Source organism: Curvibacter sp. GW821-FHT09D12, from assembly GCF_059416245.1.
The window spans coordinates 63,693-86,974 of the sequence record NZ_JBWKOU010000020.1; the positions used below are offsets into that span (position 1 = coordinate 63,693).

Here is a 23,282-nt window from a genome sequence, read left to right on the forward strand (position 1 = left end):
TGAAATTTTTTCGTTTGAATGATAAGACAGCTCTCGATGTAATGCGGTCCTCACCTCAAGGCCGCCCCATGACCGTCCCTGTCACCAACCCCATCACTGCATCGGAACCTGCCGGTTTCGTCCCCATCCGATCGCTGCATCACTTCGCCTGGCGCTGCCGGGATTGCGAAGAGACGCGCCATTTCTACGAAGACCTGCTGGGCCTGCCCCTGGTACACGTGATCAAGAGCGACGTGGTGCCCAGCACCGGCGAGTACTGCCCTTACGTGCACATCTTTTTCCAGATGCGTGACGGCTCGTACATCGCCTTCTTCGACCTGGGCGACGACACAGCCGCCCAGCCCTCGCCCAACACGCCGGCCTGGGTCAATCACCTGGCCCTGCGCGTCGACTCGGTGGCCGAGTTGGAGCAAGCCAAGGCCCGGCTGCAGGCCGCCGGCGTCGAGGTGCTGGGCGTGACGGACCACCACATCATCCGCTCGATCTATTTCTTCGACCCCAACGGCATCCGCCTTGAACTCACCACCCCCACGGTGGACATGGCCGAAATGAACCAGTTGGCCAGGCAGGCCCATCAAGAGGTCCGTGAGTGGACGGCCTTCAAGGCCCGTCGCAAGGCCAGCCACTGACAGGACCGCCCTCCCCCCCCAGAACAAACCGGAGACAGACCATGACAAGCTATCGTTTTGCCCCGCCTTACGCGCTGCCCAGCTTCGCCTACACCCCCCCACCGGAGCACCAGGGCCAGGCCCCGGGCCGCTACCCCATCGTGATCGTGGGGGCCGGCCCGGCCGGGCTGACCCTGGCCTGCGACCTGGCCCAGCGCGGTGTGCGCAGCGTGCTGATCGACGAAGACAACACCGTGGGCGTGCGGGGCGCCTCCTCGCGCGGCATCTGCTACGCGCAGAAGTCGCTTGAGATCCTGGATCGGCTGGGCGTCGCCGAGCAAGCTCTCGCCAAAGGGGTGGCCTGGTCGCTGGGTCGCACTTTCTCGGGCACCCAAGAGGTCTACAGCTTCAACCTGCAAGACCACAGCGTCTCCAGCCAGCCCCCCTTCATCAACCTGCAGCAGTTCTATCTGGAGTGGTTCCTGGTGGATCGCATCCAGACTCTGGGGCTGACCGATCTGCGCTGGAGCAGCCGGGTGACGCAGATCGAGCCTCATGGCGACCATGTGCGCTTGCAGGTCGAGACCCCCGACGGCGCGTATGCCCTGGAGGCGGATTACCTGATCGACGCCACAGGCGCCAACAGCCCCATCCGCACCCAACTGGGCCTGGAAACACACGCCTCACGCAGCACCGATCGCTGGTGCATCACCGATGTGCGCTTCACCCACCCCTTGCCCACCGAGCGCTGGACCTGGGTGGACGCCCCGTTCAATGACGGGCGAGCGGTGTGGCAGCACCTGATGGCCGATGGCGTCTGGCGAATCGACTATCAAATGCCCGAGGATGCCGACCCCGAGGCCATCAGTCAGCCAGAAGTGGCAGGCTCCAGGCTGCGGTCGCAATTGGGGCCGGATGTCGACTTTGAATTTGTCTGGATCGGCCCCTATGGCTACCGAGACCACCTGCTGGACAACTTCCGGGCCGGCCGGGTGTTCTTCATCGGCGATGCGGCCCACGTGGTCAGCCCTTTCGGTGCACGGGGTGGCAACACCGGCATGCAGGATGCGGCCAACCTCGGCTGGAAGCTGGCCCTGGTGAACCAGGGCCAAGCCCCCGACGCCCTGCTGGACAGCTTCAGCGCCGAGCGCCGCGCCGCCTGTGTCGAGAACCTGCAGGTGACCGGCCGCTCGGCCCGTTTTCTGGCCCCTCGCAGCCCGGCAGAACACACCTTGCGCCGCGCGGTCCTGGCGCTGGCGCGCCAGCACCCCTTCGCCCGGGCCCTGGTCAACACGGGGCGCATGTCTGTGGCCAATGACTACCCGCCCTCAGCTTGCTTGCCCCAGGGGGCGCGCAGCGTGCAGAACCTGGCACTGCCAGACCGACAGGGCCACCCCACGACGCTGATGCACCTGCTGCGCCAGGGCAGCGATTGCCTGGGCCTGTGGTTTGCCCCCACAGCGGCCGCACGGGCCGAGACCGAGCGGCGCCTGCGACAGACCACGCTGCCGGCCCGGCTGGTGCTCATCGGGGGGCCCGAGGCCGACCTGCAAGACCCCGGCGGCGTGCTGGCCCGGCACCTGGGGCTCGACCCCGATCACAGCGCCGGCACCTTGTGCCTGCTGCGCCCCGACGCCTACCTGGCGGCCACCTTGCCGGCCTGTGACGCCGATGCCTTGATCCAGGCCCTGTGCCGCGTCACTGGCCAAACCACCCCGACCCTTGAACCCCTGACCGCCTGAGCCTGGACCCCCATGAACACCAAACCCAACATCCCCGACCCGGACGCCTTCTACGCAGCCCTGGTGCAAGCCCATGAGGGCCTGAGTGAAGCCGCCAGCGCCGACCTCAATGCCCGCCTGCTGCTGCTGCTGGCCAATCAATGCGGGCAGCAAGACGTGCTGCTCGCCTGCCTGAACGCCGCCCGCGAGGCCGCCCCCGCCACCCCGACCTGAAAGCCCATCCATGAGCACCCATGCCCCTTCCTTTGCCTCGGCCTCCGACCTGCAGGAGCAAAAGCCCCAGGTCCAGGCGCTGGCCCCAGGCGTCTACGGCTACATCAGCGCCTTCGACCCCAACTGCGGCTTTGTGGTCGGCGACGAGCATGTCGTGGCCATCGACACCCGCCCCACCCCCCGGCTGGCACGCGACTTTCTGGCGGCCATCCGCAGCGTCACCGACAAGCCTGTGAAGTTCATTGTGCTGACCCACTACCATGCCGTGCGTGTGATGGGTGCCAGCGCCTTCCCAGAGGTGCAGGCCATCATCGCCAGCCAGGGCACGGCCGACTGGGTGCGCACCCGGGGCCAGGCCGACTTCGACTCGGAAGTGGGGCGCTTCCCACGCCTGTTTGCAGGTGTCGAGGAGGTCCCCGGCCTGACCCGGCCCAGCCTGAGCTTCGAGCGCGAAATGCGTCTGAACCTGGGCTCGCGTGAGATCCACCTGCACTGCCTGGGCCGCGGCCACTCGGGGGGCGACACCGTCGCCTGGCTGCCCGACTGCGGCGTGCTGTTTGCGGGCGACGTGGTCGAGAACCGCTGCGGCGTGTATGCCGGGGATGCCTACTTGCAAGACTGGCTGGGCACGCTGGACGCCGTGCGGGCACTCCAACCACGCACCCTGGTACCGGGGCGTGGCGCCGTGCAACACGGCCAGGCCGCCTGTGCCGAAGCCATCGACCTGACCCAGGCCTTCTTGCGCACCCTGCTGGACAGTGTGCGACAGAGCCTGGCGGCCGGCCTCGGCTTGCGGGCCTGCTTCGAGAACGCGCAACAAGCCATGACGCCACGCTTCGGCGACTGGCCCGTGTTCCAGCACGTGCTGCCCTTCGACGTGGCCCGCGCAGTTGAAGAACTGCAAGGCACCGAGCATCCCACGATCTGGACCGCCGAACGCGACCAGCAACTCTGGGCCACGCTGCGGGGCTGAGGCCCGCCACCCGCCCACTATCGGCCCACTATCGGCCCACCAACGGCCCCCAAGCACAACAAACCCACACCGGAGACAGACATGAACAAGCACCCTTCCCTGACCCGCCGAGCCTGCGCTGGCCTGGCCCTGACCTTGCTGGCTGGCGTCGCCGGGCAGGCCCAGGCCCAGACACCGCCCTACCCCAACCAGCCCGTGCGTTGGCTGGTGCCCTACGCCGCCGGCGGCGGCACCGACGCCATGGCCCGGGCCCTGGCCGACGCCATGCAGCCCCTGCTGGGACAGCCCCTGATCATCGACAACCGCCCGGGCGCGTCGACCAACATCGCGGTATCGGTGTTGCTGCAGGCCAAGCCCGACGGCTACACCGTGATGCAGGCCGAAAACGCTGCGCTGCTGTTCAACGAGCACATGTTCGCCCGCCTGCCCTACAAGCCCGCCACCGACTTCACGTACATCGGAGCCATCGGCCGCATTCCGGTGGCCCTGGTGGTGCACCCCGACTTTCCGGCCAAGACGCTGGCTGAATTCATCGCTTACGCCAAGGCTCACCGCGACGGGGTCAACTACGCCTCACCCGGCAACGGCTCACCTCACCATGTGGCGATGGAGCTGTTCAAGCAGAAGGCCGACATCAGCCTCACCCACGTGGCCTACAAGGGTGCCGCACCGGCCATGCAGGATGTGATGGGCGGACAGGTGCCGGTGATGATGCTGGACCTGGCCTCGGGGCTGCAGATGATGCGCGCCGGCAAGGTGCGTGTGCTGGCCCTGGCCTCACCGCAGCGCGCCAGCGCCCTGCCCGACACCCCCACCTTTGCCGAGTTGGGCTACAAGGAGGTCAACGCCGCGGCTTTCCACGGCCTGGTCGGCCCTGCCGGCATGCCTGCCGAGGTGGTGAGCCGCCTGAACGCCGAACTGCGCCGTGCCACCCAGAACCCCAAGGTGGTGAAGCTGTTTGCCGATTTCGGCTTCGAGCCCCTGCCGGGCAGCCCGGCCGATTTTCAGGCCCTGGCCCGCAGCGAGAGCGCTCGCTGGGGCAAGGTGATCAAGGCCTCCAACATCCAGCTCGACTGAGAACACACACCATGCCCCAACACGATCTGCGACTGGCCACGCGCCACAACGGCCGCCGCGATGGCGAACTGATGCTGGTCAGCCCCTCACGCCAACGTTGGGCCCCGGCCGGCCCCGCCGCCCCCACCCTGCAAGCCCTGCTGGACGACTGGGCAGCGCTGGCCCCGGCCCTGGCCCGGCGCTCCCACAGCCTGGATGCCTCAGGTTGGCAGGGCTGCACGGCCTTGGAGCCGCAGCAATGCCTGGCCCCATTGCCCCGGGCCTACCAATGGGCCGACGCCTCGGTATACCGCAACCACGCCCGCCTGATCTACCAATGGCGGCAGGAGCCCATCCCGCCGCGCTACGAAGACGAGCCCCTGGTCTACCAGGGCGGCTCGGACGTGATGTTGTCGGGCGCCGAAGCCATCGTGGCGTGCGATGAGGCCCATGGCATCGACCTGGAGGCCGAGATCGCCGTCATCACCACCGACGTGCCGATGGGGGTCAGCCCCGAACAGGCCCTGCAACACATCGCCCTGGTGGTGCTGCTCAACGACGTGTCGCTGCGCGGCCTGATCCCGGCCGAGCTGGCCCGCGGCTTTGGCTTCTACCAGAGCAAGCCGGCCACCAGCTTCGCACCGGTCGCGGTCACGCCGGCGGCCTTGGGCACGGCCTGGCAGGGTGGCATGCTGCACCTACCGGTGCACATCGAGCTCAATGGCCAATGGTTCGGGCAACCCGATGCGGGCGAAGAGACGGTGTTCCATTTCGGCCAGATCATGGCCCACCTGGCCCGCACCCGGGCCCTGGGCGCGGGCAGCATCATCGGCGCCGGCACCATCAGCAATGCAGCCCCCGAGACCGGCAATGCGTGCATCACCGAGGCACGGGTGCGCCAGATGCTGGCGGGCACCCCCGAGGTCGGGCTGCACCCCTACCTGCGCCACGGCGACCGCGTGCGCATCGAGGTGCAGGATACGCACGGTATTTCGGTGTTCGGAGCCATCGACCAGACGGTCCAGGTGCGACCGCCGGCTTGAGGCGGGCACCGTCCGCCCGGGGTCACGCCTCACACCAAGCCTTGCAACAGACCGCCCCGCTTGAGGCGGCAGGCCAGGCGCGGCTCAGGCCCAGCACCCATGCACCGTCGAACCAGGCAAGCCATTCGCTGCAACGAAGGCGATCAATCCATGTCGTCTCCTGCGGTGATGCGGTATGACAGCCGACCAAAGGAATCCTTGTGCCTGTCATGTCGGCACACGACCGTGTGCGATCCGCGACCTTGGAGCGAGGCAGACTCCGCGATGAATTGATGGCGATCGGTACTTCACCCATGGATACGAGCGTGGCTCATCGACGCCTCTGAACCAGCCCTTGTGGGCCCGCAACGGCACCTGCCTCCTGGAATTCGGGCGCACCGATGAACTGGTACGCGACCAGGTCCGGAGTTCATGTTCGTGCTGGGCACCCCACGTGACGCAGGTGGCGTGCAGGCGGTGGTGAACCCGGTGGCGATCCGCTGAGGGCCTGGGCCGGGCGCGCACTCAGTCCAACCGGATACCCCGCTCCTGGATGAGCGCGCCCCAACGCAGCAGCTCCTTGTTCAGGTGCTCAGCCAGCGCCTGAGGTGTCGAACCGATCGGTTCAGCCCCCACGCTTTCGAGCTTGCGGACGATCTCGGGCTGACGCATGGCGGTGATCAGTGCCTTGTTCAGCCTGGCCACCACGTCTGGGGGCGTCCCTGCAGGCGCAAACACGGCAAACCAGGGTGACACCTCGTAGCCCGGCACGCCGGCTTCCGCGATGGTGGGCACTTCGGGCAAGGCCGATGAACGCCGCGCCGAGGTCACGCCCAGCGCCTTCAACTTGCCCGACTGGATGTGGGGCCGCGCGGAGGTGATGCTGTCAAACATGAGATCGACCTGCCCACCGAGCATGTCGGTCACGGCCGGGCCACTGCCCTTGTAGGGGATGTGGAGCAGTTTCAGCTGAGCCATGGACGCAAACACTTCGCCGGCCAGATGGATGGACGTGCCGTTGCCGGCGGACGCATACGTCAGCTGGCCGGGCGCTTGCCTGGCGTGGGCCAGCACGTCCTTGACCGACTTGTCGCTGCTGCGGGCGGGATTGACCACCAGCACGTTCGGCACCACAGCGAGCAGGCTGACCGGCGTGAAGTCTTTCACCGGGTCGTAGCTGAGCTTGGGGTACAAGGCCTTGTTGGTCGCCATGCCGATCGAGGTGATCATGATCGTGTGGCCATCTGCAGGCTGCTTGGCCACATAGTCAGCGCCGATGTTGCCCCCGGCGCCAGGTCGGTTCTCGATCACAAAGGCCTGCCCGAGGTCCTGGGCAAGGCGATCGCCGAGGGTACGAGCGATGACGTCCATCGCCCCACCCGGCGGGAACGGCACCACCCACTTCACGGGCTTGTTGGGCCATCGGGCTTCGGTCTGGGCTTGCGTGCCCCAGGGCAGCATGAGGCCTGCGGTCAGCATGGCCAGCGTTCTTCGGTTCATGGCCATGTCAGGCAATCGACGACGGATGCTTGGCCAGCGCCGTGACCGTGATCTTCATGAAAGGAAACAGCGGCAGCTGGCTCAAGATGTCATGCAACTCGTCGTTGCTGGCGACGTCGAACACGCTGTAGTTGGCGTACTCGCCCACCACACGCCAGAGGTGAGGCCATTGGCCGGAGCGCTGAAGCTGCTGTGAGTAGGCCTTTTCGTCGGCCTTGATGCGGGCGGCCTCTTCAGGCGCAAGCGTCGAAGGAATGTCGACGACCATGTGAACCAGATACAGCATCGGTTTTCCTCAAAGATCAGGAAGCTTGTTCCAGGGTTGCAAGAAACTGAAGAACCGCTTGATTGAATGCCTGCGGTGCTTCGAGGTTGGAAAGGTGAGACGCGGGCACCACCGCCAGCCCAGCGCCGGCAATGGCCGCTTGCATGGCCTGTGCATCGGCCACGGTCGTGACCGGGTCGGATGAGCCCGCCAGCAACAGGGTGGGTGTGGTGATTCGATGCAGGTCGGCGCGCAGATCGGACGTGGCCAGGGCCTCGCAACACGCTGCATAGCCTTGCGGCGCGATGCCGGCCATCCAGGATTGGGCACGTTGCACGACGGCCGGATGCGCCCGAACAAACTCAGCGCTGAACCAGCGGCCCGGCGCAGACTCGGCCAGGGCCAACAGGGCGGGTTTGCCGCCTTCACGCACCGCCTTGGCGCGCTCATGCCAGCCCTGCGCCGAACCGATCCGGGCCGCACTGTTGCAGACCGCAATGCCGTTGAACCGCTGGCCCGCATGGGCGCCCAGCCAAAGCCCGGTATGCCCCCCCATGGAGATGCCACAGAACGCGGCCTGCTCGATGTTCAGGGCGTCAAGCACGGCCAACACGTCCAGCCCCAGGTCCTCGAAGCTGAAGGACCCGGGCGTGATCGGGCTGCCACCGTGTCCTCGTGTGTCGTAGCGGATCAGGCGGTGGCTTTTTGACAGCGCCTCGACCTGCGGGTCCCACATCTCCAGGGTGGTCCCCAGCGAATTGGAGAGGATCAAAGCAGGCGCAGCGGCATCCCCATCGACGCAGACGCGGAACGTGCCGCGGGATGTGACCAAGGGCGTGGGAATGGAGGGGCTTGGTGGGGACATGGACTTCATCCTTCAAACACGTTCAGACACGTTCAAACATCGATTGAATGCAAGACAGCACACCGCCGTGCCGGCCGAAAGGCAGGCGGACAGTGTCGCCATTGAACACAGGCTCAGTCATGGGCCGTTCCACCGACTGAGGCCGGGCTGGGCGCGCAGGGGGCAATGGGCAGGCCCACGATGTTTTCCAGCGCCTCCCGGCTGAGCCCCTCGACGGCGTCGATCAGCTGCAACCCATGGGGTGTACAGGCCAACGTCGCGAGGTCGGTGTAGACACGCTTCACGCAGGCCAGCCCCGTCAGGGGGTAACTGCACTGCGCGACCAGCTTGCTTTTCTGGTGCTTGGTGAGCAGGTCCATCATGACCCAGGTCTGCTTGGCGCCGATGGCCAGGTCCATGGCGCCGCCCACGGCAGGGATGGCGCCCGGCTCGCCGGTGCTCCAGTTGGCCAGGTCGCCCGTGGCCGACACCTGGAAGGCGCCCAGCACACAGATGTCGAGGTGGCCGCCACGCATCATGGCAAAGCTGTCGGCATGGTGAAAGAAGGCGCCGCCCGGCAGCAGGGTGACCGGCTGCTTGCCGGCGTTGATGAGGTCGTAGTCCTCCTGACCAGGGGCCGGTGCCGGGCCCATGCCCAGGATGCCGTTCTCGCTGTGCAGCACCACCTCGACACCTGCGGGCAGGTGATTGGCCACTTGGGTTGGCATGCCGATGCCCAGGTTGACATAGGCGCCGTCGAAGATGTCATGGGCGACCCGCGCTGCGAGCTGATCCTTGGTGCGAGCTTGGTAGTCCATGTTCATGCTGCCTTCTTGAAGCCGCCAGCCTGCGTGGCAACGCGGTCGATCTGCACGATCTTGTTGACGAAGATCCCGGGCGTGACGATGGTCTCGGGGTCCAGTTGGCCCAGTTCCACGATCTCGTGCACCGTGGCAATGGTGCGGCGTGCCGCCATGGCCATCACGGGGCCGAAGTTGCGCGCGGCCTGGCGATACACCAGGTTGCCCCAGCGGTCACCCGCCTCGGCCTTGATCAAAGCCACATCACCCCGGATCGGGTACTCGAGCACATGGTGTATGCCATCGATCTCGCGCGTTTCCCGGTCGCCCGCCAATTCGGTGCCGAAGCCGGTGGGGCAAAAGAAGGCCCCGATGCCCGCACCGGCCGCACGGATGCGTTCTGCCAGATTGCCCTGCGGAACAAGTTCTAGCTCCAGCTGGCCGGCCCGGTACAGGCCATCGAAGACCTGGCTGTCCGCCTGCCGCGGAAAGCTGCAGATGATCTTGCGCACCCGCCCGGTCTTGAGCAACGCGGCCAGACCGGTCTCGCCGTTGCCGGCGTTGTTGTTGACCACTGTGAGATCGCGTGCACCTTGCTCAATCAGGCCCTCGATCAACTCATTGGGAATGCCGGCCGTGCCGAAGCCCCCGATCAGGATGGTGGCCCCGTCGGGGATGCCGGCCATCGCCTCGGCCACCGAGTTGGCGATTTTGTTGATCATGAAAATCTGTCTTTCAAAGCAAGGATGGGAGAGGTCGCGGCAAAGCGTGGGCTCAGTTCAGCGCCACGCCAGAGGCCGTTACGGCCTTGGCTTGCGCAGCACGGCTGTGCTGGATGCAGAACACGGCCACCGCAGCGATCACGGCCGGCAAGGCGATGGCCAGAAAGTTCTTCTCCAGCGGCAAGGCCATGGCCACCAGGCTGCCGATGACGATCGGGGCCAGGATGGCACCGCTGCGCCCGACACCCGAGGCCCAGCCGATGCCGGTGGAACGCACAGCCATGGGGTAGTACTGACCGACGTAGGCATAGGTCACGATCTGGGTGCCGATGGTCGAAGCGCCGGCCAAGCAGACCAGAACAAACAACACCGAAGTGGGCACCGGATAGCCCAGCAGGGTGATCGACACCGCGGCCAGCAGGTACATGCCGACCAGCACGTACTTGATGGGAAAGCGGTCGGCCAGCCAGCCGCCACCGATGGCGCCGAACATGCCGCCGAAGTTCAGCACCAGCACAAAGGTCAGCGCCGAACCCAGGGTGTAGCCAGCCCCCGCCATCAACTTGGTCAGCCATGAGCTCAGGGCGTAGACCATGAACAGGCACATGAAAAAGGCCACCCAGAACATCACGGTGCTGAAGCCACGGCCCTCTTGGAACAGCTTGCCAATGGGGGCACTCGCATCGCGGTCTTGCTGCGGCAAGTCGAAGCAATCACCCGGCTGCGGCCGGAAGGCCGGATCGAGCTTCACGGCGATGGCCTGCAGCCGGGCCACCTGCTGGGTTTTGATGAGAAAGGGCATGGACTCGGGCATGGCCTTCAAGACCACCGGGATCAGCAGCACCGGCAGGCCCGCGGCCAGGAACACCGAGGGCCAACCATAGCTCTCGATCAGCCCCTTGCCCACCACAGCCGCCAGCATGCCGCCCACGGCGTAACCGCTGAACATCAGCGTGACCATCGTGCTGCGGACCTTGCGGGGTGCGTACTCTGTCATCTGCGCCACCACGTTCGGCATCACGCCCCCAATGCCCAGCCCCGCCAGAAAGCGCATGACGCTGAAGGTCACCGGATCACTGCTGAAGCCCGCCGCTGCGGTGAACACGCTGAACAGGGCGATGCAGATCGCAATCGCCATCCGGCGCCCGATGCGATCGGCAACAGTGCCCAGGAAGATGGCGCCGAACATCATGCCGAACAGGGCTGAGCTGACCATGAAGCCCGCGTTGGTGGGGCTCACGCCCATCTGTTTCATGATCGAGGGCAAGGCAATGCCCGCCACGGCCAGGTCGTAGCCGTCAAAGATGATGATCAAGGCGCACCAGAGCAGCACGCCCCGGTGGAATCCGCTGAATCTGGCCTCGTCTGCCAGCTTGTGCAGGTCGATGTGTCTCATGGGTTGTCTCCGTTTTGTTGTTGTGGGGGTCAGCCCTGGTCGCCGCCGGCCACAGCCAAGACCGAGCCAGTGATGTAAGAAGACTCGTCGGACGCCAAGAACAGGATCGGGGCGACCTGTTCGTCGATGGTCCCGTAGCGGTGCATGAGGCTCGATTCCTTGGTCTGATCGATGACTCCCTGGTACCAGGCCGCCTCGGTGGCCGTGGGCTGGCTGGGAGCCGCCTGGTTGCGAGGCACGCGCCGTGGTGGGGCTTCGGTGCCGCCCGGGGCCGTGGCGTTGATGCGGATACCGTGCCGGGTGTGCTCCATCGCCAGGGAGGCCGTCAAGGCGTTCACGCCCCCCTTGGCAGCCGAGTACGGCACACGATGAACGCCCCGCGTGGCCACAGAGGACACGTTGACGATCACGCCCTGCCGGCGCTCCACCATGTGAGGCAAGACCGCCCGGCAGCACCACAGGGTTGGAAACAGCGAACGGCGGATCTCCGCTTCGATCTGCTGCTCTTCGTAGTGCTCGTAAGGCTTGGCCCAGATCGTGCCACCCACGTTGTTGATCAACACATCGACGCGACCGAAATGGGCCAGACATTGCGCCACCGCGTGCTGCGCACCGGCATAGGTTTCGAGGTCGGCCTGGGCCGAGGCAACCACCCCGCCGGCTGCGCGGATCTGCGCCACCACCTCATCGACGATGTCGGAGCGGTCCACCGCCAGCACCTGGGCGCCCTCGGCCGCAATGCGCAGCGCGACACCACGTCCGATGCCCTGGGCCGCGCCGGTCACCAGCACCACCTTGTCTTGAAAGCGTTGCGTCTTGCTCATGCGGCCACCGTCTGGTTGGGGGTGAACTTCTCATAGTGGAAGCTGGCGGGCTCGATGGCCTCGGCCCTGAAGTGCTTCTGCACCGCCTCCACCATCGGTGGTGGGCCGCACAGGTAGACATCGACATTGCCGCCGTGCAGTGCCTGCGCCGGCATGTGCTGGGTCACATAGCCCTGGCGCTCGTGTCGGGTCTGCGGGTCCGCCACACAGGTGCCGAAGGTGAACCCCGGGATGCGCCGCGCGTACTCGACGAGCCGATCCACCATGACCAGGTCCTGGTCGCGCGTGACGCCATAGATCAGGTGCACGGCTTGCTGGGTGCCCTGCTGTGCCAGCACCTCGAGCATGGACAGGAAAGGCGCCAACCCGGTGCCGCCGGCCAGGAACAGCAAAGGCCGGGTCACGGCGCGCAGGTAGAAGCTGCCCAACGGGCCGCTCAGCTGCAGCGCCTGCCCTGCCTGGGCCGCCTCGAGCCAGCCGCTCATCAAACCCGCAGGCACCTGTTTGATCATGAAGCTCAGGCGCTGATGCCCTGGCGCAGAACTGAAGGAATACGCGCGGTGCTGGCCACTGCCGGGCACCTCGATGTTGACGTACTGCCCCGGCAGAAAGGCCGGGGCATCAGAGGCGACATCCAGCACCAGTTCGTAGGCGGCGTCACCAAAGGACGTGACCCCGCTCACCGTGGCAGCGAATCGAGCGGTGCCGGTCTTGCAGGCTGTCGATGGCACGGGCACGGCGATCACGCAGTCCGACGTCGGAACCATCTGGCAGGTCAGCACCAGGCCCTCGTCGGCCTCGTCCTGTGTCAACGCTTCTTCGATGTAGTCGTCGCCGAGCTCATAGCTGCCCGCTTCCGCGCGGCACTTGCAGGTTCCGCACACGCCGTCGGAGCAATCCATGGGCAGGTTGATGCGATGGCGAAAGGCGGCGTCCAGCACCTTCTCTTGGGCGCCGCACTCCACGAAGCGGGTCACCCCATCCTCGAAGTTCAAGGCGATGCGGTAGTTGTGGGTCATGTGGGTTCCCGCCTCTCAGATGTGATAGATGTCGACGACCTGGCTGATGTAGTCGTTCTTCAGCACGATCTTCTTGCGCTCAATCAGGTAGCCGGCGTCACCGCCCTGGCGCAGGGTCGCGTAGATCGTGCCGAAGTAGTGGTCGGTCGACTTGTAGCGGTGGCTGAGCGTGTGGAAGTTGTAGCGGATGTCCACGGCCCCACCCCGGTCTTCGAGCACCTCCACATTGGTGAGCATGTGGCTGGTGCGCGGCTCGGGCATGGAGGCGCTGGAGCGCTCGGTCTTGATGCGAAAGACCCGGTCTTCAAGCCCGTTGCGGTTCGGGTAGTAGATCAGCGAGATCTGGCTTTGCGGGTCGTCGGTGAGTTGGTCATCGTCGTCCCAGGCCGGCATCCAGTACGTCACGTCCGGGGCATACAAGGCCAGCCAGGCATCGAACTCGCGGTCATCCAGGTGCCTGGCCTCGCGGTACAGAAAGGTGCAGATGTCTGCGTAGTTCGCGATCATGACTGAGCTCCTTCACGTTCCTGTTGCAGCCCTTTTTTCATGGTCTTGGCCCAATACTCGTGCTGGCACACGAACAGGCCTTCGTCTTCGCTGCGCTCACCACTGATCAGCGGCTTCATGCCCATCTTGCTGGCGTTCTCATCCGGGCCGGCCACCCACAAGGGGGCACCGCGACTCAGGTCGTTCCAGGGGGCTGCCTTGCCTGCATAGCCGGTCTGGCAGGATCGGAACTCCTCCAGATCATCGGCCGTGCCCATGCCGGACACGTTGAAAAAGTCCTCGTACTGGCGGATGCGCAATGCACGGTCCTCGGCGCTCTCACCCTTGGGGCCAAAGCAATAGATGGTGACCTCGGTCTTGTCGACGCTGATGGGGCGCGTCACGCGGATCTGCGTGGAGAACTGGTCCATCAGGTACACATTGGGGTACAGGCACAGATTGCGCGTCTGGCTGACGATGAACTCGGCCCGGCTCTCGCCCAGGCGCTGTTGAAGCTCCTCGCGGCGGTTGTAGACCGGGCGCACCTCGGGGTTCATGGTTTGGGTCCACAGCAGGATGTGGCCGTTCTCGAAACCGTAGACACCGCCCACGCTCTTGCTCCAGCCATTGGCGTCGACCGCCTTGGTGCCGCCGTCGGCGCGACGGCCCATGGTGGCCGCGTAGTTCCAGTGCACGGAGCTGACGTGGTAGCCGTCACTGCCGTTTTCCATCTGCAGCTTCCAGTTGCCGTCGTAGGTATAGCTGGAGTTGCCGCGCAGCACCTCCAGGCCCTCGGGCGCCTGGTCGACGATCTGGTCGATGATGACCTTGGTCTCGCCCAGGTAGTCATCCAGCGAAGGCACATCGGCGTTCAGGCTGCCAAACAGAAAGCCCTTGTAGCTCTCGAAGCGCGCGACCTTTTTCAGGTCGTGCGAGCCTTGCTGGTTGAACTGCACCGGGTACTCGGTGGTCTTTTCGTCCTTGACCTTGAGCAGCTTGCCGGTGTTGTTGAAGGTCCAGCCATGGAAGGGGCAGGTGAAGCTGCCCTTGTTGCCGTGCTTTTTGCGGCACAGCATCGCACCGCGGTGCGCACAGGCATTGATCACGGCATTGAGCTGGCCATCCTTGCCACGCGTGATGACGATAGGCTGGCGACCGATGGTGGTCGTGAAGTAGTCGTTGATCTCGGGGATCTGGCTCTCATGAGCCAGGTAGACCCAGTTGCTCTCGAAGATGTGCTTCATCTCCAGCTCGAAAAGCGCAGGGTCGGTGAAGATGTCGCGACGGCAACGGAAGACGCCGGCATCTCGATCTTCCTGCAAGGCGTTGTCCAGCAGCTTTTCAACGTCGCCGTACTTGTCGGGGCTTGTGCTCGTGTTCATGGCTAGGTTTCTTTGGGGTGAGGTCATCCCCCACGACGAGCGTCGCGGCTTGCAGCAGGGGATGTGGGAGTGACTGCTGCGGCGGTGGCCTGCACCGCAGCACGATCACGCTCAGGCGGCCAGGCGGGGGCGGTCGACGATCTGGTTGTCAACGCCTTGGACCAGCGCGCTGAGGCGGATGTCAAAGACGATCTCGGCGAAGGGGCCGTTCAGCCCTTCTGCCTGGATGCTGGCCGCATCCGTGCGCTCGACCAGCGGAGGAACCAGGCCTTCGCGGGTGGCGTAAGCAAAGTCATCGAAGACCAGCGGATCACCGTCGATGTTGATTTGCGTGGTCAGCTTGCGATGACCTTCGGCCGTGACGAAGAAGTGGATGTGCGCCGGTCGATTGCCGTGACGGCCCAGCTGGTTCAGCAGGGCCTGCGTCGGGCCATCAGGTGGGCAGCCGTAACCCACGGGCACGATGCTCTGAAATTTGTAGCGGCCCTGTGCATCGGTGACGATGGTGCGGCGCATGTTGAACGGGCGCTGCTCGCCAGTGGGATCAAAGTGCGAATAGAAGCCCTTGGTATTGGCGTGCCAGACCTCGACCGTGGCATTGGACACCGGCTGGCCGTCGGCGCCGTAGACCGTGCCGTGCATGATCAGAGTGTGGCCCTTGGCATCGCTGCCGTCATCGAGGCGGGCAAAGCCCTTTTCCACCGGAGCGCCAGCCACGTACAGCGGGCCCTCGATGGTCCGCGGCGTGCCATTCTCGACGCCCAGTGCGGCATCTTCTGCATCCATGCGCATGTCAAAGTAGCGGTCCAGCCCCAGGCCGGGCGACAGCAGACCGGCCTCGCCGCGTGCGCCAAGCTGATTCAGGTAGGCCATGCCGGCCCAGTATTCGTCCGAGGTGATGTCCAGGTCTTCGATGGCCTTGAACAGGTCAGAAAGGATGCGGAACACGATTCGCTTGGTGCGGGGGTTGCCGCCGTTCTGGTCCAGGCCGCTGGCCAGGCGCAGGAAATTCTGAACTTCCTGGGTTTTGAAAATTTGAACACTCATCGCAGTCTCCGTTGGGTAGGGGTTTGAAAGGGGTCAGGTGGGCCGCGCTCTGGGGCGCCAGGTCCCGTCAGCTCAGCGGCGCGGCAGCAGGGCCGACCGTTGTGCGGGTCCGGTCGCGGCGGAAGTGCTGGACACGATCCTCGTCCAACGCGATGCCCAGCCCGGGCAGCGCAGGCACGGTGAGGTGGAAATCCTGGTACTCGAGCGGCTGGGCCAGGATCTCCTCGGTCAGCAGCAGGGGGCCGAACAGTTCGGTGCCCCAGCGCAGCTCGCGGAAGGTGGAGAACACATGGGCCGAGGCCATCGTGCCCACGGCGCCTTCCAGCATGGTGCCGCCGTACAGGTCAATGTGGGCCGCCTCGGCAATCGCTGCCACATGCTGGGCCGCCTGCAGCCCGCCGGACTGCTCGATCTTGATGGCGAAAACATTGGCACCGGCCACGCGGGCCAGAGCAAAGGCGGTCTCCGGCCCCATCAGGGATTCATCGGCCATCAACGCGATCGGGTACTTGCCTGTGAGGCGAGCCAGGGCATCCACGCTGGCCACCGGCTGCTCGACCAGCTCACAGCCCGCATCGACCAGGCCTGCCAGACCATGCTGGGCGTCCAGCTCGCTCCAGGCCATGTTCACGTCCACGCGCACCGAGGCCTGGTCGCCCAGCGCCTTCTTGATCGCGGCAACGTGCGCAACGTCTTCGCGCACCGGACGGCGGCCGATCTTGAGCTTGAAAATCTGATGCCGGCGCAGTTGCAGCATGCGCTGCGCTTCGTCGATGTCACGACCGGTGTCGCCAGAGGCCAGGGTCCAGGCCACCGGCAGGCGATCCCGCAGGCGGCCGCCCAGCAGTTCTGACACCGGCAGGCCGGTGCGGTGGCCCAACGCGTCGAACAGCGCGGTCTCGACCGCACACTTGGCAAATCGGTTGTCGCGGATGGCGACGTTCAGGCGGGCCATCAAGGCGGCCACGCGGTTGGCATCGGCACCGATGAGCTGGGGTGCAAAGTAGGTGTCGATGGCCAGCTTCATCCCCTCGGGCGACTCGGCGCCATAGGCCAGACCTCCGATGGTGGTGCCTTCGCCGATGCCCACCGTGCCATCCGAGCAGCGGATGCGTACCAGCATCAGCGTCTGGCCGTTCATGACGGCCATCGACAGTTTGTGAGGACGGATCGTGGGCAGATCGACCAGCATCGTCTCGACACGTTCGATGACCACGGGGCCGGCGGCGGCTGTTGGGCGGGCGGTGTTTTGCATAGCCCGTATTGGACGGAAACAGGCCGCTCACGGCCAACACCATATTCATCTAATACGATACCTATTAGGTATGATCACCATGCTTTTTGTTGAAAAACAAGCACTTACATCAACAGTATCCCAACCGGCTATGGTTTTCCCCTATGGATCTGCGCCAACTCAGGTATTTTGTGGCGGTGGCCACCACCCGCAACTTCACACGTGCGGCCGAGCAGATGCACATCGCTCAGCCACCGTTGAGCCGGCAGATCCAGCAGCTTGAAGAGGAACTGGGCGTCCAACTCATCCAGCGCAACAGCCGTCCGTTGCGGCTCACCGAGGCGGGCAGGTTGTTCTACGAACAGTCGCTGCAGGTGCTGCACCGGGTCGATCAGATGAAAAGCACGGCACGGCAGGCCGGGCGCGACCACCGACAGTCGATCACGATCGGCTACGTGCCAACCACGCTGTACGGCGGTCTGCCGATGCTGGTGCGGATCTTTCGCCGCCGCTACCCCGACACCGATGTGCATCTGGTCGACCTGGGCTCGATCCAGCAGATCAGCGAACTCAAGTCGGGCCGCATCGACCTGGGGCTGGGGCGCCTGCGCAGCCATGACACCTCGGTGGCACGCAGGGTGCTGCGCGAGGAACGGCTGGTGCTGGCCATCCCGCCGGCCTGGCCGCTGGCCGCCGAGAGCGGGCCAGTCCCGCTTCATGAGCTCGATGGCCTGCCCATGCTGGTGTTCCCCAAAGAGCCCCGCCCCAGTTTTGCAGACCATGTGCTGGGCCTGTTGCACGAGAAAGGCGTGAAGCTGGCCGAGGTGCACGAAGTGCGAGAGCTACACACCGCACTGGGCCTGGTCGCGGCCGAGGTGGGCTTGTGCATTGTGCCGGCGGCGGCGCGCCTGCGCTCTGATCTGGTCTATCGGCTGATCGCCGACGAGACCGCCACCTCGCCCATCATCCTGAGCCATCGCCTCAACGATGACTCGTGGTACATCGGGGCCGTCAAGCAGCTCATCGCGGAGATGTACGCCCAAAACCCGCCCTGGCTGGACTTTCAGACCAACGCCTTTCCATCGGATCTGACAACCGGTGGCGAGCTGAAGCTCGACCAGGATAGCGCCACGCTCAAGCAAGACCGCGGCAGCCAAGCCCACGGGCAGGATCAGGCAGCGGGCGTCAGCGATCCAAAGCGCTAGGCCGCCGTTCACGCCGCCATCCATCAAAAAGTCGCTGCCGGCGATGACGCTGCCGGCTGGGCTCCTCATCTTCATCATCGATTTTTTTCAGAAAGCAGGCCCTGAAAGCAGCCTGGCTCAGGATGCCGGGCGCTGCTGATATTGCGCGTCGGTCACGGCCTCCAGCCAGTCGGCGGCACTGCCGTTCAGGACCTCGGTGATCGCCGTGTGGGTCATGGCGCTGTCGGAGGCCGCCCCATGCCAATGCTTGGCATGGGGCGGGATGTGCACCACGTCACCGACGCGGATCTCTTCCACCGGGCCACCCCAGCGCTGGATGCGGCCGACGCCGGCCGTGACGATCAAGGTCTGGCCCAGCGGGTGGCTGTGCCAGTGGGTGCGAGCGCCGGGATTGAAAGTGACCGCGCCGGCCGAACTGCGCTCTTCGCCACTGGGCACTTGCAGCATCTCGACGCTGACACGGCCAGTGAAGTACTGCTCAGGGGCCGCATTGACAGGCCGGTGGCCCGCTCGGGTGATCTGCAGACCGGTGTCGGCGGCCAAGGCCGTATCGGGCGCGGCCTGGGGCAGGCCGCCAGCGGTGAAGAGAGGGTTCATGGGGTGTTCCTTGAAAGGGTTGGAGGTGATCAACGCCCGACACGAGCGGCCAGTTGCACAGGATAACGGGCGCCCTGCACAGGAATGCGTTCCAGCACCTCGGCGGTGTCGGAGAAGGTCACGCCACGCTCGATCGCCTGCCGGATCAGTTGCACGGCAGTCACGCGATCGACACCGGGTCCGTCGCCGTGGCCCATGCAGCCCAGGCCAAGGGCCGAGACTTGAAGGCCACTGCGGCCCGATTGACCTTGTTTCATGAGGCGTCCTTTCTGAAGCCGTGCGATGTCAGTACCACCGGGTCAGGGCCCCTGGCGGCGCGCTTTTGAAGCACAAACAGCAGCACCGTGACCAGCGACAGCGCCAGCAAAACCGCACTGCTGCCCAGGCAGTTGGCCACCCGATGGGCCAGGTCGACCTTGCTGTCCGTGACGGAGCCCGTGCCTGGGTGGGCGCTGGCCGAAAACACCACGACCAGCCAAGCCAGGCCGAGCGAGCCGCCCAACTGGTGCGCGGCATTGACCAGGCCAGAGGCCGCACCAGCGTCCTGGGCTCGCGCGCCGGCCACTCCGGCGATGGTCAAGGGGCTGAGCGTCAGCCCCTGGCCCACCCCCAGCACCACCATGGGCCAGGCCACATTGGCCAGATAGCTGCCCTGGGGACCGAGCTGCGCCAGCCACGCCATGCCCAGCACCCCTTGCAGGTATTGGGTCAGGTAGAACCAGAAGCCGATCACGCCGGCCAAGAACAAGACCCGGGCAGCATAAGCCCCCGAGCGCACGCGGCTGTCAAAAAGCCGCAGCGGCAACAGAGGTTCTGCGGCACGGGCCTCATGGACGATGAAGCCGATCAGCAGCAGCCCCCCCAAACCCAGCGGACCCCAGCTGTGGGCCGACAGCCAGGTGGTCTCCGGCCCTCGACCAGGCCATACACCAGGGCCAGCATGCCCAGGGTGGACAACAAGGCGCCGGCCAGACATTGACAAGGCCCGGCACTGAGGCACCAAGCGCCCCCTGCGGACACGGTCAGCGCCAACAGACCTGCGCCATGAGCATGTAGCCCGCGCCATAGACGGTCTTGATGATTTTCGGGTTCTGTGGATCGGCTTCGAGCTTTCTGCGAATGCGCGAGATTCGGACGTCGATGGTGCGGTCAGCGGGCGACAGGTCGCGCTGGGCCAGCAAATGCTCGCGATTCAGGATCTGGTGGGGCCGCAACAGAAAGGCACGCAGCACCTCCGCCTCGGCCACGCCCAACAAGTGGGTGGCGCCATCGCTGCCCGTCAGGGTGTTGGACGACGCATCGAAAATCCAGCCTGCAAAGTGCGCATGACGCGCGGACTCTGCCCCCGGCGACGGGGCTCGGCGGCGACGCAGGATGCTGCGCACCCGGGCCACCAGCTCGCGCGGCTCGAAGGGCTTGACCACGTAATCGTCGGCACCCAGCTCCAGCCCCATGACCCGGTCGATCATGTGGCCGCGCCCGGTCAGGATGAGCAAGCCGCAACTGGACTGCAGGCTGATCTGTCGCAGCAGCTCGATGCCATCGATGTCAGGTAAACCGAGGTCGACGATGCACAGATCGGCGGATTCCTGTTTCAAGCGCCGCAGCACCGAGCTGCCATTGCGAAACCACTCGGTGGCAAAGCCGAACTCGGCCAGGCTGCGGGTCACGATCTGGGCCACGGCCTCGTCGTCTTCGATGACGTAGATCAGGGGCTGGGTCGGGCTGCCTGATGCTGGTTTCACCGGGCGCGTCATGCGCCGATCTCCCGCAACGCGGCACTGAGCTCGGCCTTGCCAAAGGGCTTGGCCAACAAAGGGGTGTCCAGAGGCCCTTCGGATTCTGCGGCGTACCCGCTCATCAATAGGATGTGCGCCACCTCGCCGGATCGTCGGGCATACCGGGCCAACTCCCGGCCATCAATGGCCCCGGGCATCACGATATCGGACAGCAACAAATGGATGTTGGGCGTCTGATCCAGGATGTCCCGGGCTTCGGCTCCGTTCTCGGCCTCCAGCACCGCGTAGCCCAGGTCAAGCAACAGGCGGCGCACCGTGACCCGGACCTGAACATCATCATCGACCAGCAAGGCCAACCCGGCCTGGGTCGGCGGCAACACGAGCGGCGCGGGGTCCAAGGCTTGCGCAACCGCATCAGGCGGTGCCTGCGGCAGCCAGAGGCTGACACAGCAGCCTTTGCCAGGACTGCTCTGGATGTCAATGCCGCCACCACTTTGCCGCACAAAGCCGTAGACCATCGACAGCCCGAGGCCCGTGCCCTGCCCTGCCGATTTGGTGGTGAAGAAGGGCTCGAACACGCGGGCCCGGGTGCTGGCATCCATGCCACAGCCGTTGTCACTGACCTGCAGGCAGGCGTAGGCACCAGGCTCCAGCCCCAAATGCGAGGCCTGAAGCCCATCGAGTTGCTGGTGCGTGCTGCGCACCTCGATGCGTCCGTGCCCGGCGGTGGCATCGTGGGCGTTGAGGATGAGGTTCAACAAGGAGTTCTGCAACTGCTGGGGATCAACCGACACCATGATCGGCGCCGGGCTCACCTGGGTCACCAGTTGCTGCGTGCTGGGCAAGGTGTGCTTGACCAGATCTTGCACCCCACCCACCAAGGGGTTCAGATCGACGATCCGTGCCTCAATGGCTTGCTTGCGCGAAAAAGTCAGCAAGCCCCGGATCAGCTTGGTGCCGCGGCGCACCGCCTCGATGGCTGGCTGGATGTACTCGCCCACGTGGGCCTGTGCCGGCGCCTGCTCCGCCAGTGCTGTGAGGTTGCCCAGCACGACCATGAGAATGTTGTTGAAGTCGTGCGCCAGGCCTCCGGTCAGTTGCCCCAAGGCCTCCATCTTCTGGGCCTGGACCAGCAACTCCTGGGCGCGCCTCTCTTCGGTGATGTCGAAGGTCAATTCGAAACAGCCGATCACCTGCGCATCGGCATTCAACTCGGGGATCAGCGTGGTCCGGGCCATCAAGGTTCGCCCGTCAATGGTGTGGATGTGGTACTCGAACGTGACCGGCCTGCCCTGGAGGGCCTGGGCCACATTGGGTTTGATCTGGGTGTAGGTCTCCAGGCCCAGGAACTCGCGGGCACTGACCTTTTCAGGTTGGCTGGGGTCCAGGCCAAACCAATCCTGGTAACCCCGGTTGATGAAGCGGTAATTGCGATGCTGGTCAAAGTACGCCACCAGCGCAGGGATCGAGTCGGTGATCAGGCGCATCTGCGCCTCGCTGCGGCGCAGCTCGATGGTTCGCTCTGCGACGCGGGTCTCCAGCAATGCGTTTTGATCGCGCATCATCTGCTCGGCACTGCGCTGCTCGGTGACGTCGGTGTACACGGTCAGAAATCCGTGCCCCGGCACACTCACGCCAGTGACCCGCAGCACGGCGCCTGAAGGCGTCACGTGTTCCAGCGAATGAGGCTCACCACGCCGCGCCACACGCAAGCGCTCCTGGATCAGGGCCTCGACATCGCCACCCCCCTCATCGTGTCGGGCCGCGTTGAAGCGAATCACCGCCTCCAGCGGGCTGCCCCGCTGAACCAGGGCCGGGGGCAGGTCCAGCAGACGCAGAAAGGCCTCATTCCAGGCCAGCAAGTGCAGGTCATCATCCACCAGGGTGAAACCTTGCTCGACCCGGCTCAGAGCGGCATACAAGGGCGTCGAGCGTTCCGCAGGGCGGATGGGCTCGACAGGGAACAGCGAACTCAAGAGCATCTCCTGCGCAGTTGAAATGCGTGCCGGCGGAATTGTAGGAGCAAGGCACGGGGCCGGGTTTGCATGCAAACATTCGTCACATTTGCCCAAAACTGCTGCAAACATGTTCTGTGAAGATCCTGCCCAAAAGCAGGAGACCCATGAACGAGCAGCGCGGCCACCCCATTGAAGACCCGAAGGTGAGCAGGCAGGCCGCCTTCGCCAAGCCCCTCACCGAATCCGCCATCGTGCGGCTTGCCGGTGTTTCGGGTGGCCACAGCGCCGCATTTGCACACCTATTTGCACACCTATTTGCGCACCTGTCCGGTCTGGTCACAGGGTGCCCCCCCCGAACACAGTCAAGTCCGTGGACCTCAAACAAGCCGGGGCGTGCCGCAAACGGCCTGTGACGTGAACAACACGCGGGTGCATGACGGCAAAGCCAAGGCCATGCCCCCGTTCAGCGAACACAAAAAACCCAACAACAGGAGCCATGAAATGAAGATTCTCGTCCCCGTCAAACGCGTGGTGGACTACAACGTGAAGGTCCGGGTGAAGTCGGACTTGCGCGGTGTGGACATTGCCAACGTGAAGATGAGCATGAACCCCTTTGACGAGATTGCCGTCGAAGAAGCGGTGCGCCTGAA

The 23,282-nt window shown here is 65.2% G+C and carries 23 protein-coding genes and 2 pseudogenes; 8 read left to right on the top strand and 17 right to left on the bottom strand.

Annotated features, from left to right (window positions below):
- Positions 1-68 precede the first annotated feature (68 nt).
- The 6 genes from AC07PT_RS24140 to AC07PT_RS24165 all read left to right on the top strand — a co-directional run bounded on the left by AC07PT_RS24140 (position 69) and on the right by AC07PT_RS24165 (position 5,635).
- Positions 69-629: a VOC family protein gene (locus tag AC07PT_RS24140; protein WP_494658399.1), complete on the top strand. Its 561-nt coding sequence runs from the start codon at positions 69-71 to the stop codon at positions 627-629.
- Between the two features lie 41 nt (positions 630-670).
- The gene (locus tag AC07PT_RS24145; RefSeq protein WP_494658400.1) at positions 671-2,350 is read left to right on the top strand and encodes an FAD-dependent monooxygenase; all 1,680 of its coding nucleotides are present in this window, start codon (positions 671-673) and stop codon (positions 2,348-2,350) included.
- Between the two features lie 12 nt (positions 2,351-2,362).
- The gene (locus AC07PT_RS24150) at positions 2,363-2,563 is read left to right on the top strand and encodes a DUF2783 domain-containing protein (protein ID WP_492349803.1); all 201 of its coding nucleotides are present in this window, start codon (positions 2,363-2,365) and stop codon (positions 2,561-2,563) included.
- A gap of 10 nt (positions 2,564-2,573) precedes the next feature.
- On the top strand, positions 2,574-3,536 hold the full coding sequence (locus tag AC07PT_RS24155; RefSeq protein WP_494658401.1) for an MBL fold metallo-hydrolase: 963 nt from the start codon (positions 2,574-2,576) through the stop codon (positions 3,534-3,536).
- 81 nt (positions 3,537-3,617) lie between these two features.
- On the top strand, positions 3,618-4,613 hold the full coding sequence (locus AC07PT_RS24160; RefSeq protein WP_492349801.1) for a Bug family tripartite tricarboxylate transporter substrate binding protein: 996 nt from the start codon (positions 3,618-3,620) through the stop codon (positions 4,611-4,613).
- Positions 4,614-4,639: 26 nt separating this feature from the next.
- A complete protein-coding gene (locus AC07PT_RS24165; RefSeq protein ID WP_494658416.1) occupies positions 4,640-5,635 on the top strand; it encodes a fumarylacetoacetate hydrolase family protein in 996 nt (331 codons plus the stop codon).
- 504 nt (positions 5,636-6,139) lie between these two features.
- Here the strand turns inward: AC07PT_RS24165 and AC07PT_RS24170 are convergent.
- The 12 genes from AC07PT_RS24170 to AC07PT_RS24225 all read right to left on the bottom strand — a co-directional run bounded on the left by AC07PT_RS24170 (position 6,140) and on the right by AC07PT_RS24225 (position 17,154).
- A complete protein-coding gene (locus AC07PT_RS24170; protein WP_494658402.1) occupies positions 6,140-7,120 on the bottom strand; it encodes a Bug family tripartite tricarboxylate transporter substrate binding protein in 981 nt (326 codons plus the stop codon).
- A gap of 1 nt (position 7,121) precedes the next feature.
- Complete coding sequence (catC, locus tag AC07PT_RS24175; protein WP_494658403.1) at positions 7,122-7,400, bottom strand: muconolactone Delta-isomerase; 279 nt, start codon at positions 7,398-7,400, stop codon at positions 7,122-7,124.
- A 16-nt stretch (positions 7,401-7,416) separates the two neighbouring features.
- Positions 7,417-8,244, bottom strand: coding sequence for a 3-oxoadipate enol-lactonase (pcaD, locus tag AC07PT_RS24180; RefSeq protein ID WP_494658404.1), 828 nt, complete (start codon positions 8,242-8,244; stop codon positions 7,417-7,419).
- Between the two features lie 113 nt (positions 8,245-8,357).
- Entirely contained in the window at positions 8,358-9,041 is a 684-nt protein-coding gene (locus AC07PT_RS24185) for a 3-oxoacid CoA-transferase subunit B (protein WP_494658405.1), read from the bottom strand.
- Between the two features lie 2 nt (positions 9,042-9,043).
- Complete coding sequence (locus AC07PT_RS24190; protein WP_494658406.1) at positions 9,044-9,745, bottom strand: 3-oxoacid CoA-transferase subunit A; 702 nt, start codon at positions 9,743-9,745, stop codon at positions 9,044-9,046.
- Positions 9,746-9,797: 52 nt separating this feature from the next.
- Complete coding sequence (locus AC07PT_RS24195) at positions 9,798-11,141, bottom strand: MFS transporter (protein ID WP_494658407.1); 1,344 nt, start codon at positions 11,139-11,141, stop codon at positions 9,798-9,800.
- Between the two features lie 29 nt (positions 11,142-11,170).
- A complete protein-coding gene (gene benD, locus AC07PT_RS24200) occupies positions 11,171-11,965 on the bottom strand; it encodes a benzoate diol dehydrogenase BenD (protein ID WP_494658408.1) in 795 nt (264 codons plus the stop codon).
- On the bottom strand, positions 11,962-12,984 hold the full coding sequence (gene benC, locus AC07PT_RS24205; protein ID WP_494658409.1) for a benzoate 1,2-dioxygenase electron transfer component BenC: 1,023 nt from the start codon (positions 12,982-12,984) through the stop codon (positions 11,962-11,964). Before benC ends, benD begins: the two co-directional genes overlap by 4 nt.
- A gap of 15 nt (positions 12,985-12,999) precedes the next feature.
- The gene (benB, locus tag AC07PT_RS24210; RefSeq protein WP_492349782.1) at positions 13,000-13,491 is read right to left on the bottom strand and encodes a benzoate 1,2-dioxygenase small subunit; all 492 of its coding nucleotides are present in this window, start codon (positions 13,489-13,491) and stop codon (positions 13,000-13,002) included.
- The gene (locus AC07PT_RS24215) at positions 13,488-14,852 is read right to left on the bottom strand and encodes a Rieske 2Fe-2S domain-containing protein (RefSeq protein ID WP_492349781.1); all 1,365 of its coding nucleotides are present in this window, start codon (positions 14,850-14,852) and stop codon (positions 13,488-13,490) included. Before AC07PT_RS24215 ends, benB begins: the two co-directional genes overlap by 4 nt.
- 111 nt (positions 14,853-14,963) lie before the next feature.
- Positions 14,964-15,899, bottom strand: a complete 936-nt coding sequence (gene catA, locus AC07PT_RS24220; RefSeq protein ID WP_494658410.1) for a catechol 1,2-dioxygenase — start codon at positions 15,897-15,899, stop codon at positions 14,964-14,966.
- 67 nt (positions 15,900-15,966) lie between these two features.
- Positions 15,967-17,154 carry a muconate/chloromuconate family cycloisomerase gene (locus AC07PT_RS24225; protein WP_494658411.1) on the bottom strand — a complete coding sequence of 396 codons (1,188 nt, stop codon included), beginning with the start codon at positions 17,152-17,154 and terminating at the stop codon, positions 15,967-15,969.
- Positions 17,155-17,297: 143 nt separating this feature from the next.
- Here AC07PT_RS24225 and AC07PT_RS24230 point away from each other — a divergent pair, with 143 nt between their 5' ends.
- On the top strand, positions 17,298-18,338 hold the full coding sequence (locus AC07PT_RS24230; protein WP_494658412.1) for a LysR family transcriptional regulator: 1,041 nt from the start codon (positions 17,298-17,300) through the stop codon (positions 18,336-18,338).
- Between the two features lie 117 nt (positions 18,339-18,455).
- Here AC07PT_RS24230 and AC07PT_RS24235 read toward each other — a convergent pair whose 3' ends face one another.
- From AC07PT_RS24235 to AC07PT_RS24255, 5 genes and pseudogenes are all read right to left on the bottom strand, one after another.
- On the bottom strand, positions 18,456-18,935 hold the full coding sequence (locus tag AC07PT_RS24235; RefSeq protein ID WP_494658413.1) for a (R)-mandelonitrile lyase: 480 nt from the start codon (positions 18,933-18,935) through the stop codon (positions 18,456-18,458).
- Between the two features lie 95 nt (positions 18,936-19,030).
- Positions 19,031-19,192, bottom strand: a pseudogene (locus AC07PT_RS24240) (aldo/keto reductase); the annotation flags it as partial.
- The gene (locus AC07PT_RS24245) at positions 19,189-19,800 is read right to left on the bottom strand and encodes an MFS transporter (RefSeq protein WP_494658414.1); all 612 of its coding nucleotides are present in this window, start codon (positions 19,798-19,800) and stop codon (positions 19,189-19,191) included. The pseudogene AC07PT_RS24240 and the gene AC07PT_RS24245, both read right to left, overlap by 4 nt.
- A gap of 157 nt (positions 19,801-19,957) precedes the next feature.
- Positions 19,958-20,692 (bottom strand): response regulator transcription factor, encoded by a 735-nt coding sequence (locus AC07PT_RS24250; RefSeq protein WP_494658415.1) that lies wholly within the window; start codon positions 20,690-20,692, stop codon positions 19,958-19,960.
- Positions 20,689-22,656 carry a PAS-domain containing protein gene (locus AC07PT_RS24255; RefSeq protein ID WP_492349774.1) on the bottom strand — a complete coding sequence of 656 codons (1,968 nt, stop codon included), beginning with the start codon at positions 22,654-22,656 and terminating at the stop codon, positions 20,689-20,691. The genes AC07PT_RS24250 and AC07PT_RS24255 overlap by 4 nt, the downstream gene beginning before the upstream one ends.
- 477 nt (positions 22,657-23,133) lie before the next feature.
- Between AC07PT_RS24255 and AC07PT_RS24260 the strand changes: the two are divergent.
- Positions 23,134-23,282 (top strand): annotated as a pseudogene (locus AC07PT_RS24260) (electron transfer flavoprotein subunit beta/FixA family protein); the annotation flags it as partial.